Genomic DNA, 16,599 nt, shown 5'->3' with positions numbered 1-16,599 from the left:
ATGGGACTGGTACTCGCGGCCGCACCGGCGGTGCCGGACGTGCCGCCGTTGGAACAGCCCGGCGGGGGTACGTGTGCGCCGCCGGCCGTGACTGTCGCCACCGCTCAGCCGTGGGCGGTCACCCGGATGGCGGTGCAGCGGGCCTGGCCGGTGACCCGAGGCAAGGGTGTGCGGGTCGCGGTCGTCGACTCCGGTGTGGACGGAACGCATCCGCAGCTGAACGGCCGGGTCGCGAACGGGTTCGATGTGCTGCGCCAGCGGGCGGGCGCGGACACCGACTGTGTCGGGCACGGCACGTTCGTGGCCGGGATCATCGGGGCCGCCCCGGTGAAGGGCACCCCGTTCGCCGGAGTGGCTCCGGACGTGACGATCGTGCCGTACCGGCAGAGCGACTCCGGCCAGGGCGGGAACGCCACCGGCCTGGCCCGGGGCATCGTCCGCGCCACCAAGGACGGTGCCGACGTGATCAACGTGTCGGTGGCCGCCGTGGTCTCCAGCGAAACGCTGCGAGCCGCCGTGGCCTACGCCGAGAAACACGACGTCCTGGTCGTCGCGGCGGTCGCCAACGAGGCCGCGAACGGCAACCCGGTCGCCTACCCGGCCGCCTACCCGGACGTGCTCGGGGTGGGTGCGGTCGACCAGGACGGCGCCCGGGCCGCCTTCTCCGGCACCGGCAGTGACGTGGATCTGGTCGCTCCCGGCGTACAGGTGGTCAGCACCGGGCCGCGTGGGCCGGGACATCTGGTGGCCAGCGGCACCAGCTTCTCCACGCCGTACGTCGCTGGTGTGGCCGCACTGGTGCGCGCCGCCCATCCGGACCTGACCGCAGCACAGGTCCGGCATCGGCTCGAGGCCACCGCGGACCATCCGGCCCGGTCATTGCCCGACAGCGAGTACGGGTGGGGGGTGGTCAACGCCTATGCAGCGGTGACCGCTGTTCTACCGGAGGAAGCCGGTGCGGCCGCAGGCGCCCCGAAGCCGCACGTCGTTCCCGCTGCGGCGGCTACCGGAGCGTTGCCGCCGGCGACGGTGACGGCGCTCGCCGTCGCCGCAGGTTCCGTCCTGCTGGCGGGCGCCGCGCTCGCTGGCCGTCGACTACTGGCCCAGGGCCGCCGCCGACGCTGGCGCCCAGCCGGATCTGGAAAGGAAATCTCGTCGTGAGCGGTGTCGCGTTCCACCGGCCACCCCGGGCGGCCGCTCCCCCGATGCCCCGGGGCGAACTCGAACTGCAGCAGCCGCCGGAGCTGCCCGAGGTAGCTCAGGCCGAGCTGTCGTCGATGGTGGGGTACCTGCCGATGGGGCTTGGCGCCGGTGCCGCCGCTCTGATGATGACCGGCGGCAACGGTGGGGTGACCACCTATGTGTCGTCCGGGATGATGGCGGTGTCCACGCTGGCCATGGCCCTCGTCCAGTTGGGCCGCGGCGGTGCCGACCGCAAGCGCCGGCTCACCGGGGAGCGCCGTGACTACCTGCGCTACCTGTCGCAGATCCGGTCGAAGACCCGGGAGGCGATCCAGCAGCAGCGGGTGGCGGCGACTTTCGTGCACCCGGATCCGGCCGATCTGTTGGCGCTGGCCGGTACCGGCCGGCTGTGGGAGCGGCGTGCCGAACACCCGGACTTCGCCGAGGTGCGGATCGGTCTGGGTGTGCACCGGACGGCTCTGCGGCTGGTCGCGCCGCAGACCAAGCCGATCGAGGATCTGGAGCCGCTGTCGGCCGGTGCGCTGCGCCGGTTCATTCGGGCCCACGGTTCGGCCGGTGACCTGCCGACCGCGCTGCGGCTGGGCGGTTTTCCGGCGCTGACCGTCACCGGCCACCCGGAGCACACCCAAGCCTGGGTACGTGCGGTCCTGGCCCAGTTGACGACCTTCCATGCGCCGCAGGATCTGCGCATCGTGTTCCTGAACCCGGCCGGACCCGACGACCCGTGGGGGTGGGCCAAGTGGCTGCCGCACACCGGGCATCCGAGCCGACGGGACGCCGCCGGACCGATGCGGCTGTTCGCGACCTCCGAGGATGAGCTGTTGCGCCTGATCGGGGCGGATCTGGTCGAACGTGGTGTCGCCTTCCAGTCTGACGCCGTACCGAGTGCGACTGAACCGATGATGGTGGTGGTCGCCGACGGGATGTCGCCTCCGGTGCGGACGCCGTGGTATCAGGGCGGGGTCCGCAACACCGTGCTGATCGAGCTACGGACACCGGACACGTCGGGCCCGCTGCCGCCGGGTCTGCACCTCGAGATCGACGCCGAGCACATCGGGATGGCCGGTGGTGGTCAGGCACTGGGCCGGCCGGACACTCTGAGCCGGCTGCGGGCGGAGATGCTGGCCCGCCGGATCGCTCCGTACCGGATCGGCTCGGCGTCCGGCGGTGCCGGCGGCGACGAACCGTTGTCGACGAGCTTGGACCTGACCCGCCTGCTCGACATCAGCAATGCCCGGACGTACGACGTACGGTCGTTGTGGAAGGCGACCGGCCGGTGGGGCAACCTGCGGGTGCCGCTCGGGATCGGCGCGGACGGCCGGGTGCTGGTCCTCGACCTGAAGGAGTCGGCCCAGGGTGGGATGGGCCCGCACGGGGTGATGATCGGCGCCACCGGTTCGGGTAAGAGTGAGCTGCTGCGGACGCTGGTCATCGGACTGGCAGCGACGCACTCCTCGGAGACGTTGAACTTCGTACTCGCCGACTTCAAGGGCGGCGCGACCTTCATCGGCATGGAGAACCTGCCGCACACCTCGGCGGTGATCACCAACCTGGCGGACGAGTTGCCGCTGGTGGCCCGCATGCAGGACGCCCTGCAGGGGGAAATGATCCGGCGGCAGCAGCTGCTGCGCGACGCCGGCTTCAGTTCGCTGAAAGACTACGAGAAGGCCCGGATCGGTGGCGCATCGCTGTCGTCGCTGCCGACGCTGCTTGTCATCGTCGACGAGTTCAGTGAGCTGCTGGCCACGAAACCGGAGTTCCTGGACCTGTTCGTGATGATCGGGCGGTTGGGCCGCAGTCTCGGCGTGCACCTGCTGCTGGCCTCGCAGCGACTCGAGGAGGGGCGCATCCACCAGTTGGAGAGCCACCTGTCGTACCGGCTGGCACTGCGGACGTTCTCGGCCTCGGAGAGCCGGTCGATCATCGGGGTGCCGTACGCCCACGAACTGCCGTCGGCTCCCGGCAACGGCTATCTCAAGCACGGTACGTCGGAGCTGGTGCGGTTCAAGGCGAGCTATGTCTCTGGCCCCTGTCCCGGCCCGGAGACCCGCCGGGCGGCGCCGACGGTACGCCGCGAGATCGTCGACTTCGATACGACGTACGCCGGGCCCGCCACCGTGGAAACCACCGCCGAGCCCGAGCCGTCCACCCCGGCCGACGGCGCCAGCCTGATCGAGGTGTTGACCGACCGACTGGTCGGCAGCGGGCCGCTGGCCCGGCAGGTGTGGCTGCCGCCGCTGGCCGAACCACCCACCCTGGACACCCTGCTGCCCGGCATCGTGCAGACCGCGGCCCGGGGGCTGCACGCTTCCGGTTGGACGATCGGGTCACTGGCTGCCCCGATCGGTGTCGTCGACCGCCCGTTCGAGCAACGCCGCGAGCTGATGATCGCCGACCTGAGCGCCGGGGCCGGACACGTCGGTGTCGCCGGCGCACCGCAGAGCGGCAAGAGCACCATGCTGCGTACGCTGGTCGCGTCGCTGGCGTTGACCCACACCCCGGCCGAGATCCAGTTCTATCTGCTCGACTTCGGTGGTGGCGCACTGGCCGGGCTGGCCGGTCTCCCGCACGTAGGCTGTGTCACCAACCGGCTCGACCGGGACCGGGTGAAACGGACCGTGGCCGAGCTCAGTGCGCTGCTCGAATGCCGCGAGCAGGTTTTCGGCGCCAACGGTATCGAGTCGGTCGCCGACTACCGGCGGCTGCGGGCCGAGCAGAACGGGGCCGGTGACCCGTACGGTGACGTCTTCCTGGTCATCGACGGTTGGGCCACCCTGCGGCAGGAGTTCGAAGACCTGGAGCCCCGGGTTCTCGAACTGGCGGCCCGGGGCCTCGGTTTCGGTATTCACCTGATGCTTGCCGCGACCCGCTGGTCGGAGATCCGCCCGTCGCTGCGGGACCTGCTCGGCAGCCGGTTCGAGCTACGCCTCGGTGACGTGCTGGAATCCGAGGTCGGTGGCCGGGCGGCGGCGGGTGTGCCGGCCGCGCCGGGCCGGGGCTTGACGACGCAGGGCTACCACTTCTTGTCGGCCGTGCCGCGCCTGGACGGGGTCACCTCCGCCGACGACCTGTCGTCGGCGGTCCGGACACTGGTCGAGGACATGGACGACGCGTGGACCGGTTCCCGGGCACCGGAGGTTCGGCTGCTACCCGACAACCTGCCGGTCACCGCGCTGCCCGAGCCGGCCGGCGACATCCGGGTGCCGTTGGGCTGGGACGAGCACCGGCTCGCTCCGGTCCACCACGACTTCGACCAGTCGCCGCACCTGCTGGTCTTCGGCGATGAGCAGACCGGCAAGACGAACCTGCTGCGCCTGATCGCCCGGGCGGTGACCACCCGATACACGGCGGCGCAGGCCCGTGTGCTGTTCGGGGACTTCCGCGGCGAGCTCTACGACGCGGTCCCTGCCGAATACCGGATCGGGTACGCCACAAACGCCGACGCGCTGGCCGAGCTCGCCGAGAACGCGGCCGTGTCGATGCGTGCCCGGCTGCCAGGAGCGGACGTCACCCCGGACCGGCTGCGGCTGCGGGACTGGTGGAGCGGGCCGCGACTGTTCCTGCTCATCGACGACTACGACCTGGCCGCCGGTGCCGGCGCCGGACCGTTGCAGCCGTTGCAGGACCTGCTCGCGCAGGGCTCGGTGATCGGCATGCACCTGGTGGTGGCCCGCAGCAGTTCGGGCGCGATGCGCGGCATGATGGATCCGCTGCTGCGCCGGATGTGGGAGCTCGGCAATCCCGGGATGCTCTTCTCCTATCCCCGGGAAGAGGGCAAGTTCCTCGGCGAGGCCGGCCCGCGTCTGCTTCCGCCTGGGCGTGCCCAACTGGTCACCCGGCGCAGCGTCCAACTGGTCCAGACCGGCGCGGTCCCGGTGGCCGACGCCGCGACCGGCGGGTAGCCGTCGTGACCGTACCCGTTCCCCCGCTCGTCTTCTTCATCATGGAGTGTGCCACTTGATAAATGCCGTTTCGTCCGGTGTATGCCGGTTGACCGTGGTGGCGCCGGCCGGCCGAGCGGACGTAGCGGTGCCGTCCGACCTGCCGCTGGCGCAATTGCTGCCGGTACTGCTGGCACGCGGTGCGGCCGGTGACGTGACGACCGGGCGATGGGTGCTGCAACGTCTGGGCGAAGAGCCGCTCGCCGACGAACAAACCCCGACTGACCTCGGCCTGCACGATGGTGAACTGCTGCATCTGCGGCCCGTCGAAGCGGTGCTGCCCCCGATCGACTTCGACGACATCGTCGACGGGGTCAGCACCGCCGTCGAGGGACTGACCGGCCGCTGGCAACCCGCCAACAGCCGGCGGCTGCTGATCGCGGCCGGTGCCGTCGTCCTCTGCGCCGGACTGGCCGCCGCCTCCACCGGGGCCGGCAGCGCCCCACGGGTGATCACCGCCGCGGTGCTCGCGATTGCGCTGGCGATCGTTGCCGGCGCGTGTTCCCGGGCGCTCGGTGACCGTGCCGCCGCCACGGTCACCGGCACCGCCGCGGTCGCGTTCGCCGGGCTGACCGGGTCCCTGCTGCCCGGCCTGTCCGGTGCCGCGCCGGCCGCTTCCGGTGGGGGCCTGCTCGCCGGTAGCGCACTCGCCGCCGCCACCGCCGTACTGGTCTCGATCACGGTCGGGGCCTCGACCCCGTTCTTCGCCGGGGTCCTGGCGGTGACCTCGGCCGGCGCCCTCGCCGGGTTGCTGACCGTCTGGCCCGGCCTGACCGCGGCTGCCGCCGCGGCCGACGTGGTAGCGACGGCATTCCTGGCCAGCGTGCTGATCCCCAACCTGGTCACCCGGATGGTCCGGCTACGCGTGCCGGCCCTGCCGTCCGGACGTGAAGACCTCAGCCGGGACATCGAACCGCACCCGGAGCCGCAGATCGTCGCACAGGCAGCCGCCGCGGACCGGTACCTGACCGCGTTCGCGGGTGCCGTCGCGCTGATCTGTGTCGGCGGCTTCATCCCGTTGGGCATGACGGGCGGCTTCCTGAACTGGGCACTCCTCGGTGTGGTCAGTGGCGGGCTACTGTTGCGGGCGCGAAGCCTGGCAGCGACCTGGCAGCGGCTGTCCGCGGCGGTGCCGGGCCTTGTCGGAGCGGCGATCCTGGTGATGGGTACCGCGGCACACAGCGGTCAGGCGGTTCGGAGCCTGCTGGCAGCCGCGGCGGTGACGACCGGCGTGCTCCTGGTGACGGGGTCGTCCCGGCGTACCGACCGGGTGTCGCCGTACTGGGGCCGCCTGGCCGACATCGCCGAAACCCTCACCGCGATCGCGGTGATACCGCTGGCGATCGCCATCATGGGCGGCTACGAGTTCGTCCGCGGGCTGGCGGGCTGAGTCCGTGCAGAACAAGCGCGATCAACTCCAGGCACACGGCTTCGTCATCACCCGGCTGATCTCGGCGATCCTGCGCGCCGACCCGGACCAGCCGGAACGACCCATGCGGCGGACCGCCACCGGCGGGCTCATAGGTCTGGGCCTGTCCCTGCTCATGCTGCTGATCTACGGCCTTCTCGGCTTCACCCGGGGTGGCGGTGACAATTCCTGGCAGACCGCCAACTCGATCATCGTGGAGAAGGAGACCGGCACCCGGTACGTCTTCCTGGACGGCACCCTGCGCCCAGCGCTGAATTACGCCTCCGCTCGGCTGGCGGCCGGTGGCGCGGAGGCACAGATCCGGACTGTTTCGGCTGCCTCCCTCAAAGGTGTGCCGCACGGCCGGGCGATCGGGATCTCCGGTGCCCCCGACCAACTTCCGGCTTCGGGAACTCTCCGGCGTGGGGCCTGGCTCGTCTGCCTCAACGCCGGCGCCACCGCGACCGAGCCGGACACCGTGATCGCCGTCGATGCCGGATGGGCAGCCGTCGATCTGCCGGACGATCAGGCCGCTCTCGTGGTCGACGGCGCGTCGCAGCGCTACCTGATCTACCGCGGGCAGCGACTCGCCATCAAGAACAACACGGTGCTGTTGGCCCTCGGGTACGGCAGCGCCTCACCCAGCCGAGTACCCGGCTCGTGGCTGAACGCCTTCGAGGCCGGCCCGGAACTAAGCGTCCCGGAGGTTCCTGGCCGGGGCCGGAAAGGCCCCGTGGTGGGTGCCCGCAAAACCCGGATCGGTCAGGTCCTGCAGGCATCCGTGCCCGGTGCCGCCGCCGAGTACTACCTCGTTCTCGCGGACGGGTTGCTGCCGATCACGCCGACTGTGGCACGGCTGGTGGTGACCGATCCGGGCACCGCGAAGGCCTACCCCGGCGCGGTTGCCGAACCGATCCCGGTGAGCGCCGCCGCGGTGGTCAGCGCCGCCCGTTCGGCGACCCTGCTGCCGGTGGCCGGCCTGCCCGACACCCCACCGAAACTGGCCACCGGACTCTCCGGTGGCCGGTCGTGGTGTGCCCGGATGACGTTCGACGCCGGCCGCGGCCCCACCGTGACGCTGTCCACCGTCGACAGTGCCACAGTCACGGGCGTGACCACCGGCGCCACCGACTCGCGGGTGGCCGACATGGTGCAGGTGCCGCCGGGTTCCGGAGTCCTGGTGGCCGGGCAGGCAGCGCCCGGGGTACCGAGCGGGACCACATACCTGATCACCGATCTCGGCATCCGCTATCCGCTGCCGAGCGCCGAGGTGGTGGCCGCACTCGGCTACGAGGGGGTGGCCACGGTTCCGGTACCGACGACGGTGCTGGCGATGCTGCCGTCCGGCCCGAGCCTCGACCCGGAAGCGGCCCGTACCGAGCAGATCGACACCGGGGGCAGTTCACCTGGCTGACGATGCGGATCGCTGAGGCCGGCATCCCCACGGGACCCTGACACGTAAATGACGGTGACCACCGTGTTCGCTACAGAGAGTGGTCGTTGGTGGGCGTGATGAAGCGCGACCGGTGATGACGGTCGTTGGTGCGGTATTCGGTGGTGTGGCGGCTAGTACTGCTACGGGGGTTCGTAGCTTCCGAGCGGGCGCTGTTGCGTTGAGCGATCGGGTGCAGTGGTGCCGGCTCGGCCGCGCGGTCAGGCACAGTTGATCGGTGAGGTCTTCAGCCCGGTCGCGTTCGTGGTCTGCTCCGTCGTCGGCGTTCACGGGGTTCCGGTTTCCGCCGGAGGTGATCGTGGTGGCGGTCCGCTGGTACCTGCGTTACAACCTGTCGTATCGCGACGTCGAGGAGCTGCTCGCCGAACGCGGTATCGAAGCCGATCACGTCACCGTGTACCGGTGGGTGCAGCGGTTCACTCCGCTGCTGGCCGATGCGGCGCGATTCGCCCGGCGTTCGCCAGGTGACCGCTGGTTCGTGGATGAGACATACGTCAAGGTCAACGGCGTGTGGCGGTACGTGTACCGGGCCATCGACCAGCACGGGCAGGTCATCGACGTGCTGGTATCAGCCCGGCGCGGCGCGGCGGCGGCTCGCCGGTTCTTCACCCGCGCCTTGAAGGTGTTGAAGGTCGCGCCGGCCGAGGTGGTGACCGACGCCGCAGCCGTCTACCCGGCGGTGCTCGCCGACCTGGTCCCGGCCGCCTGGCATCACGTCGAGCAGTATGCGAACAACCCTGTCGAGGCCGATCACAGCCGACTCAAACAGCGACTTCGACCGATGCGCGGGTTACGCACCGACCGCACCGCCCAGACCGTGATCGCCGGACACGCCTTCGTCCAGAACCTGCGCCGCGGACATTACGAGATCGCCACCGAAACCCCATCCCGGCAACGCGTGGCCGCCGCGTTCACCGAACTCGCCACCGCGATCTGACTCCCGCCACCTGGCCAGGCCGAACACGTCTCCCGATCGAACAATGCAACAGCGCCCTCGTAGTCGACCTGAATCCCGTTCCGCAGCGACGTCCCCGTCACCCGGACGGCTGAGGCGCTGAGCAGGTAGCCGACGTCCACGTACAAGGAGCATTTGGGCCTCACGACCCACAGGATGCCACCCGGTGCCGCAACGATCGAGGTAGCGGTTCTATCCGGTGAGCGATCAGGGCCCAAGATGGGCGCTGTTGCATTGAGCGATCGGGTGCCGCGGTGTCGGCTCAGCCGAGTGTTCAGGCATTGTTGATCGGTGAGGTCTTCAGCCCGGTCGCGTTCGTGGTCTGCTCCGTCTTCGGCGTTCTCCGGGTCTCGTTTTCCGCCGGAGGTGATCGTGGTGGCGGTGCGCTGGTACCTGCGCTACAACCTGTCCTACCGCGACGTCGAGGAACTACTCGCCGAAGGGGGTGTCGAAGCCGATCACGTCATCGTGTATCGGTGGGTGCAGCGGTTCACGCCGTTGCTGGCCGATGCGGCACGGTTCGCCCGACGTTCGCCGGGTGACCGCTGGTTCGTTGATGAAACGTACGTGTAGGTCAACGGCGTCTGGCGGTACGTGTACCGGGCTGTCGATCAGTACGGGCAGGTCATCGACGTGCTGGTATCGGCCCGCCGCGACGCTGCCGCGACGCTGCCGCGGCTCGCCGGTTCTTGACCCGAGCCCTGAAGGCGTTGAAGGTGGTGCCGGTCGAGGTGGTGACCTACGCCGCAGCCGTCTACCCGGCGGTGCTCGCCGATCTGGTCCCGGCCGCCTGGCATCACGTCGAGCAGTACGCGAACAAACCCGGTCGAAGCCGATCACAGCCGACTCAAACACCGTCTCCGATCGATGCGGGAGACTACGCACCGACCGTATCGCCCAGACCGTGATCGCCGGACATGCCTTCGTCCAGAACCTCCGCCGCGGACACTACGAGATCGCCACTGAAACCCCAGCCCGGCACCGCGTGGCCGCCGCATTGGCCGAACTCGCTACCGCGATCTGACCACCACCGCCTGGCCAAGCCGGACACGTCTCTCGATCGAACAATGCAACAGCGCCGGTGGACGCGCCTTCGAGGCCGTGGCCGGCGATGTACAGGACGAGCACGTCATTCTCGGCGAGTCGCCGCAGCCCAACCGTGTGGATGTAGGCGTCGAGATCCGCCCGGGACCGCAGGGTGGCGGTGGGCTGCGGGGGCGAGATCGCCCGCGTACCGAGATCCGGGCAAGCGAAGAATGCCCGGACTGCGGCGAGTTGCCTCTTCACGCTGTCGGTGTAGGCGGTGTCGTCGTCGTGGTAGTCGTTGATCGCGACGGTGAGCAGGTAGCGGTTGCCGCCGTTCGCGGCCGTCGTTTCCAGCCGGTCGAGTGTGGTCATGAGTCGACGTCCGGGCGGCCGGTTTCACCCTGAGTCGTGACACATCGGGATGGCATCGTGACTATCGTGCTGCTGTATGCCTCCGAAGTACTGCGACGAGTGCAGGCCTCCGAAGTACTGCGACAAGCATCAGGGTCCGCGTTCACACGATCTGGTGGTCATCGTCCCGGGGATCATGGGAAGCCGGTTGACCGACACCACGACTGGCGCCGCGTTGTGGGGATTCAATGACCTGTCCTGGTACGTCAGGGCGTGGACGACGGGTTCCGGCCTGGCGGATCTGCACCTGACCGACGCCGAACGCGCTGGCCGCTACGGACGGGTCCAGGCCACGGGCCTGCTGAGCGTGCCTGCCTTCGCACGGGGACTGGGCGGCACGGTGCCGTACGAGCGGCTGGTCAAGGCGGTCAGAACAGTCGTGCATCACCCGGAGGTGCAGGTGGTCGAATTCCCGTACGACTGGCGGCTGCCGGTCGCTCACAATGCGGGGCTGCTGGCCGAGCGGATGGTGACCACACTCGCCGAGTGGCGTGCCGACCCACGGCACCAGCAGGCCCGTCGCGAACATCCCGACGGGCGTGCGGCACGCATCGTGATCGTGGCCCATTCCATGGGCGGCCTGCTCGCCCGATATCTGACCCGGATCCCCGGCGTGACCGACGACGTGCGGGACACGATCACCCTCGGCACCCCGTTCTACGGCTCCGTCAAGGCCATCACGATGATCAACACGGGTCGTGGTGCGCCCGTGCCGTTGCCGGCCCGCCGGCCGCTGCGTTACGCCTGGCAGGAGCGGGCGGACGAAGGCGTACGCCGGCTCGCCGCGTCCCTGCCCGGCCTGCACGATCTGCTGCCGGTCTACCGCTGCCTCAACGACGGTCCGACCAGCCGGCGTCCCACTCACGCCGACCTGGTCGATATCGGCGCCGATCCGGCGTTGGCCGCCGACGGGGCGAGCCTGCACGAACAACTCGCCGGCAGATCCCTGCCCGAACACCGCTGCGTGGTCGGCACCGCCCAGCCCACACCACAGAGCTTCACGATCACCGACGGCGTGGTCACGGCCGAGAACCGCCTGCTCGTCGATCGGCTCGACGGTCTGCGCTGGGAGGATGCGGGTGGCGACGGCACCGTGTACCGGGGCGCGGCCACCCTGGCCGACGCCAGCCGTCGCAGCCACAACTACCTGCCCCAGCAGCACGGCGCCCTGGCGTGCACCGACGAGGCGAGCGCCTATGTCCGCGCGGTGATCACCGAGCAAGATCCCGATCTGCTGGGGCCGCCGATGGCCGCCGGTGATCTGGGCGTGGACGCACCCGATCTGGTACTTCCGAACGAGGAGTTCGCCGCGACGATCACCGGCATCACCCGGCCCCGCCAGGCGACCTGCCGGGTCTTCGACGCGGGCGGCGGACGGCAGCTCGACCTGGCCCCGATCGAAGCCCGCGACGGCACCCTCTGCGCGGTGATCACCGTGCCCGGCCCCGGCATGTACCGGCTCGAGATCGGCGGCAGCGGCTACAGCCCGGTCGAACGCCTCCTGCTCGCCGCCGACCCGACCCTGCCGGTGCAGGACGGCACACCGTGAGCGACACCGAGACCACCTCCGACACGATGGTGACGATCTATCCGATCGGCATCCCCGAATACCGGGATCCGGCATGGCGGGCCCTCGACGTCGACGCCGAGATCACCGAGTTGTGCCGGCTGCTGGCCGACTTCGGCGGCCGGCCCGTGCCCTGGGACGTCCCCGCCGACGAACGCGACAGCGACGCCGTCGCAGAGCGGCTGCGTGGCTGGGCCAGGCAGGACACCGAACCGGCGACGGTGCTCTACTGGGCCGGCCACGGCTGGTCTGACGGCACCGACGCGGCCCTCGCCCACCACGGCAGCCCCGAACACGTCGGCGTCTACGGCCTCAAACCCGCCGAACTCGCACACCCGATAGCCGAGCGACAGGACCACGACGACGACCGGTGGACGATCGTGCTCATCGAGGCCTGCCAGGCGGCGCACTTCGTCAACCTGCTCAACGCCGAGCTGAGCCGCATGCGACCGGTGCCGACCCGGGTCCTGCTCGTCGGAGTCTCCGGCCGGGGCAGCACCAGGCTCGGCGAACTCACCAGGAGGCTACGCAGCGTCCTGGACAACACCTTCCGCGCCGACCCCACGATCGCCGTACACGCACTGGGCGCCGAACTCGAAGAAGCCCTCCAATCCGACGGTATCGTGCGCTTCCTGTCGATCCCCCGCCGAAACGTCCTGACCCGGGCACCCGCGATGACCATCGCGCCGCCGGTCACCGTCGAGGTCGACGACGAACTCAGACGACTCCTCGCCGAGCTACCCTCCGACGAACTCCGCCACTTCGTACCCAAGGCGCAGGGCGGCGAGACCGGCGAGCTGCCCTGGTACTTCGAAGGCCGTGAACAGGAACAACGCGACCTCGCCGGGTGGCTGCACACCGCCGACCGCGGCATGTACGTCGTCACCGGCGCCCCCGGCAGCGGGAAGTCCGCCCTACTCGGACGACTCGTCGCCCAGACGAATCCCGAACTGGTCGCCGCCCTGATCCGACAGCACCTCATCCCACCACCGCCCGACGACCACCTGCCGCCGCCCCGGGTCTTCGACACCGCACTGCTCCTGACCGGATTGACCGCCGGTCAGACCATCCGACGCATCGCCGACGACCTCGACCTCGGACGACCCGAATCGGCGGAGACCCTGCAGGAACAACTCGACTGGTTGCAGACGGCCCTGTCCGGGCGTGGACCGGCGACCATCCTGATCGACGCCCTCGACGAAGCGCAGGAGCCCATCGCGATCGCGCAGACCGTCCTGCCCACACTCGCGGCGATGCCACACACCCGGCTCATCGTCGGGACCCGCCGCTCCACACGGGAGGGACCCGACCTACCCACCCCACCCGACCAGGACCTGATCGACGCCCTCGACGGCGGTGACGTCGAGGTGACCGTGCTGGAAGTCGTCCGGGACCCCGAGGCGCTACGCCGCTACGTCGACCGACGGCTCACGCACCTACCGAGCACCGACTCGATACCCGACGACGTCGCGGCGACGATCGTCCGGAGATCACCCCATTTCCTGTACGCCCGGCTGGCCGTCCATGAGATCGCAGCACGCCCCCACCTGACCACGCCCGCCGGTGCGGACGACCTCGCCCGGCTGCTCGGCGGCGACTACCGCACCCTGTTCGCGCAGGCCGTCGCTCGCCTGTCGGAGGCCGACCCCGCCCACCCGGCACTCCTGCACGCCCTGGCGATCGGGCTGGGCCGGGGACTGCCCATCCGTGACGGCATATGGACCCGTGTCGCCGGTGCTCTCGGTGACGTCGAGACACCGGCGCCCGAGAGCATCGACCGCCTCCTACACGACGCGGCGGCCTACCTCATGGTCGACCACGACCACGGCCAGACCGTCTATCGCCTCGCCCACCGCACCTTCCAGGAACACTTCCTCAACCTGCCCGACCCACCCCCGCCCACGGGACACCGCCGGGTCCTCGCAGGTCTCCTCACCCACACCGACCCCGACGCGGAACAGCTCAACCCCTACCTGACCCATCACCTCGCCGGCCACGCTGCCCTCGCCGGCCGGGACGGGCTGCGTCTCCTCGACGGACACCTCGGCATCCTCGACCGCCTCGACCTCGACAGCGTGACCGCCGCCGCCACAGGCTCGTTGAGCTCGCTACCCACGGCCGTCGCCGCCACCTACACGGCCCGGTCCCTCATCGCTCACAACGACCCCGGCAACCGGCAGGCCATCCGACAGCTGGCGGCAGCCCGCCACAGCGCCGTGTCGGACTTCACCCACGAACCGACCACCCCTAGTAGCACCTTCACCCTTCGGTGGGCTCACCTCGTCCAACAACCACACCACCTCCCCATCCGCGGCCACACCGGCCCGATCCGGGCGTTGGCGGTGTTGCCCGGCCCGGACGGCCGTACCCTCCTGGCCTCCGCCGGTAGCGATGGGACGGTGCGGATCTGGGATCCGGTGACCGGTCGGGCCGTCGGCACCCCCCTGACCGGCCACACCGGCTCGATCGTCTCGTTGGCGGTGTTACCCGGCCCGGACGGCGGTGCCCTACTTGCCTCCGCCGGCGCCGATGGGACGGTGCGGATCTGGGATCCGGTGACCGGTCGGGCCGTCGGCACCCCCCTGACCGGCCACACCGGCTCGATCGTCTCGTTGGCGGTGTTGCCCGGCCCGGACGGCGGTGCCCTACTTGCCTCCGCCGGCGCCGATGGGACGGTGCGGATCTGGGATCCGGTGACCGGTCGGGCCGTCGGCACCCCCCTGACCGGCCACACCGGCCTGGACCAGGCGTTGGCGGTGTTACCCGGCCCGGACGGCGGTGCCCTACTTGCCTCCGCCGGCGCCGATGGGACGGTGCGGATCTGGGATCCCGCAACCGGCCGGACCGCTGGCACCCCCCTGACCGGCCACACCGGCCCGATCGCCGCATTCACGGTGGTGCCCGGCCCGGACGGCGGTGCCCTACTTGCCTCCGCCGGCGCCGATGCCAAGGTGCGGTTGTGGGATCCGGCGACCGGCCAGGCCGCTGGCACCCCTCTGACCGGCCACACCGGCTGGATCCATGCGTTGGCAGTGTTGCCCGACCCGGACGGCGGTGCCCTACTTGCCTCCGCCGGTAGCGATGGGACGGTGCGGATCTGGGATCCCGCAACCGGTCGGGCCGTCGGCGCTCCCATGATGGCTGGTAAAACCGGCATGATCTGGGCGTTGGTTGTGGTGCCCGGCCCGGACGGCCGTACCCTCCTGGCCTCCGCCGGTAACGATGGGACGGTGCGGATCTGGGATCCGGCAACCGGTCGGGCCGCCGGCACCCCTCTGACCGGCCACACCGACTGGATCCAGGCGTTGGCAGTGTTACCAGGCCCAGACGGCCGCACCCTCCTGGCCTCCGCCGGTAACGATGGGACGGTGCGGACCTGGGATCCGGTGACCGGCCAGGCCATCAACACCCTGTTGACCAGCCACACCAAATGGATCTATGCGTTGGCGGTGGTGCCCGGCTCGAATGGCCGAGCACTGCTGGCCTCAGCCGGCTCCGATGCCAAGGTGCGGTTGTGGGATCCGGTGACCGGTCGGGCCGTCGGCACCCCCCTGACCGGCCACACCGGCAGGATCCAGGCGTTGGCAGTGTTGCCCGGCCCGGACGGCGGTGTCCTACTTGCCTCCGCCGGTGACGATGCCAAGGTGCGGTTGTGGGATCCGGCGACCGGCCAGGCCGTCGGCACCCCCCTGACCGGCCACACCGACACGATCTGGGCGTTGGCAGTGTTACCAGGCCCGGACGGCGGTGCCCTACTTGCCTCCGCCGGTAGCGATGGGACGGTGCGGATCTGGGATCCGGCAACCGGTCGGGCCGTCGGCACCCCCCTGACCGGCCACACCGACACGATCTGGGCGTTGGCAGTGTTACCAGGCCCGGACGGCCGTGTCCTACTTGCCTCCGCCGGCGATGGGATGGTGCGGTTGTGGGATCCGGTGACCGGTCGGGCCGTCGGCACCCCACTGACCGGCCACACCCAATGGATCCGGGCGTTGGAGGTGGTGCCCGGCCCAGAAGGCCGTGCCCTGCTGGCCTCCGCCGGCCAAGATGCCACGATACGGGTATGGGATTGGCATGGCGAATGCCTTCGTCATATTGCAGGCGACATCTCCGTGTCGGCCCTCGCCTGGTGCGACGAAGGACTCGTAGCGGCCGGTGACGCCGAGATGTTCCTCGCACGTCTCGACCTCGTACCGCCTGGAGCAACCGTCCGAAACCTGCCGGTGAAGCCGCTGCGAGGTCTTCCGCCCCAACCGCTCATCCGAAGACTGTTCCGTAGTCTGCGAAGCCTGCAGGGACGACCCTGACAGGGAACTGGGCCGCCTCGTAGCGCATCTTCGCCATGTGTCACTCATGGACCCCTACGATCGAGCCGTCTCGGGCCGGGCTCCCGAGTGCGAAGACTACCCTCGTATCCGGATCCACGGCGACCGCCGTCGCCACCGGACACACCCCGGTGTGCGGCGGCGCGACAACTACCCCGGGCACCCGCAGACGGCCCGGCCCTACGGCCCGGCCACCGGCTCGCGCCAGGCACGGCACGAACAGCCCGGTGGCAGCCTGAGCGGAATGACTAACACTCCGCATCGATCACGCACAGTAATTGGTTCGGGTTGCGGGTCGGGCCGCGGTTCG

At 70.2% G+C, this 16,599-nt stretch carries 8 protein-coding genes and 1 pseudogene; 8 read left to right on the top strand and 1 reads right to left on the bottom strand.

The genetic code is table 11. The features are described from left to right. The 6 genes and pseudogenes from mycP to BLU81_RS34665 all read left to right on the top strand — a co-directional run bounded on the left by mycP (position 1) and on the right by BLU81_RS34665 (position 9,984). A complete protein-coding gene (gene mycP, locus BLU81_RS34695; RefSeq protein WP_092551023.1) occupies positions 1-1,161 on the top strand; it encodes a type VII secretion-associated serine protease mycosin in 1,161 nt (386 codons plus the stop codon). Positions 1,162-1,205: 44 nt separating this feature from the next. After that, positions 1,206-5,105 (top strand): type VII secretion protein EccCa, encoded by a 3,900-nt coding sequence (gene eccCa, locus BLU81_RS34690; protein WP_092551020.1) that lies wholly within the window; start codon positions 1,206-1,208, stop codon positions 5,103-5,105. A gap of 94 nt (positions 5,106-5,199) precedes the next feature. Further along, entirely contained in the window at positions 5,200-6,534 is a 1,335-nt protein-coding gene (gene eccD, locus BLU81_RS34685) for a type VII secretion integral membrane protein EccD (RefSeq protein WP_231954859.1), read from the top strand. Between the two features lie 4 nt (positions 6,535-6,538). Next, positions 6,539-7,966, top strand: a complete 1,428-nt coding sequence (gene eccB / locus BLU81_RS34680; RefSeq protein ID WP_092551014.1) for a type VII secretion protein EccB — start codon at positions 6,539-6,541, stop codon at positions 7,964-7,966. 256 nt (positions 7,967-8,222) lie between these two features. Then, on the top strand, positions 8,223-8,942 hold the full coding sequence (locus BLU81_RS34675; RefSeq protein ID WP_092551011.1) for an IS6 family transposase: 720 nt from the start codon (positions 8,223-8,225) through the stop codon (positions 8,940-8,942). Between the two features lie 309 nt (positions 8,943-9,251). After that, positions 9,252-9,984 (top strand): annotated as a pseudogene (locus BLU81_RS34665) (IS6 family transposase). On the opposite strand, the gene BLU81_RS34660 reads toward BLU81_RS34665, so the two are convergent. Continuing rightward, a complete protein-coding gene (locus BLU81_RS34660; protein WP_092551005.1) occupies positions 9,909-10,358 on the bottom strand; it encodes a hypothetical protein in 450 nt (149 codons plus the stop codon). The pseudogene BLU81_RS34665 and the gene BLU81_RS34660 sit on opposite strands and share 76 nt — an antisense overlap. A gap of 175 nt (positions 10,359-10,533) precedes the next feature. Here BLU81_RS34660 and BLU81_RS34655 point away from each other — a divergent pair, with 175 nt between their 5' ends. Then, the gene (locus BLU81_RS34655; RefSeq protein WP_157751927.1) at positions 10,534-11,946 is read left to right on the top strand and encodes an esterase/lipase family protein; all 1,413 of its coding nucleotides are present in this window, start codon (positions 10,534-10,536) and stop codon (positions 11,944-11,946) included. Then, on the top strand, positions 11,943-16,271 hold the full coding sequence (locus BLU81_RS34650) for a hypothetical protein (protein WP_092550999.1): 4,329 nt from the start codon (positions 11,943-11,945) through the stop codon (positions 16,269-16,271). The genes BLU81_RS34655 and BLU81_RS34650 overlap by 4 nt, the downstream gene beginning before the upstream one ends. The last annotated feature ends 328 nt before the right edge of the window (positions 16,272-16,599 follow it).

The organism is Actinoplanes derwentensis, assembly GCF_900104725.1.
GTDB lineage: Bacteria > Actinomycetota > Actinomycetes > Mycobacteriales > Micromonosporaceae > Actinoplanes > Actinoplanes derwentensis.
This window is presented reverse-complemented; position numbering and strand designations above follow the sequence as displayed.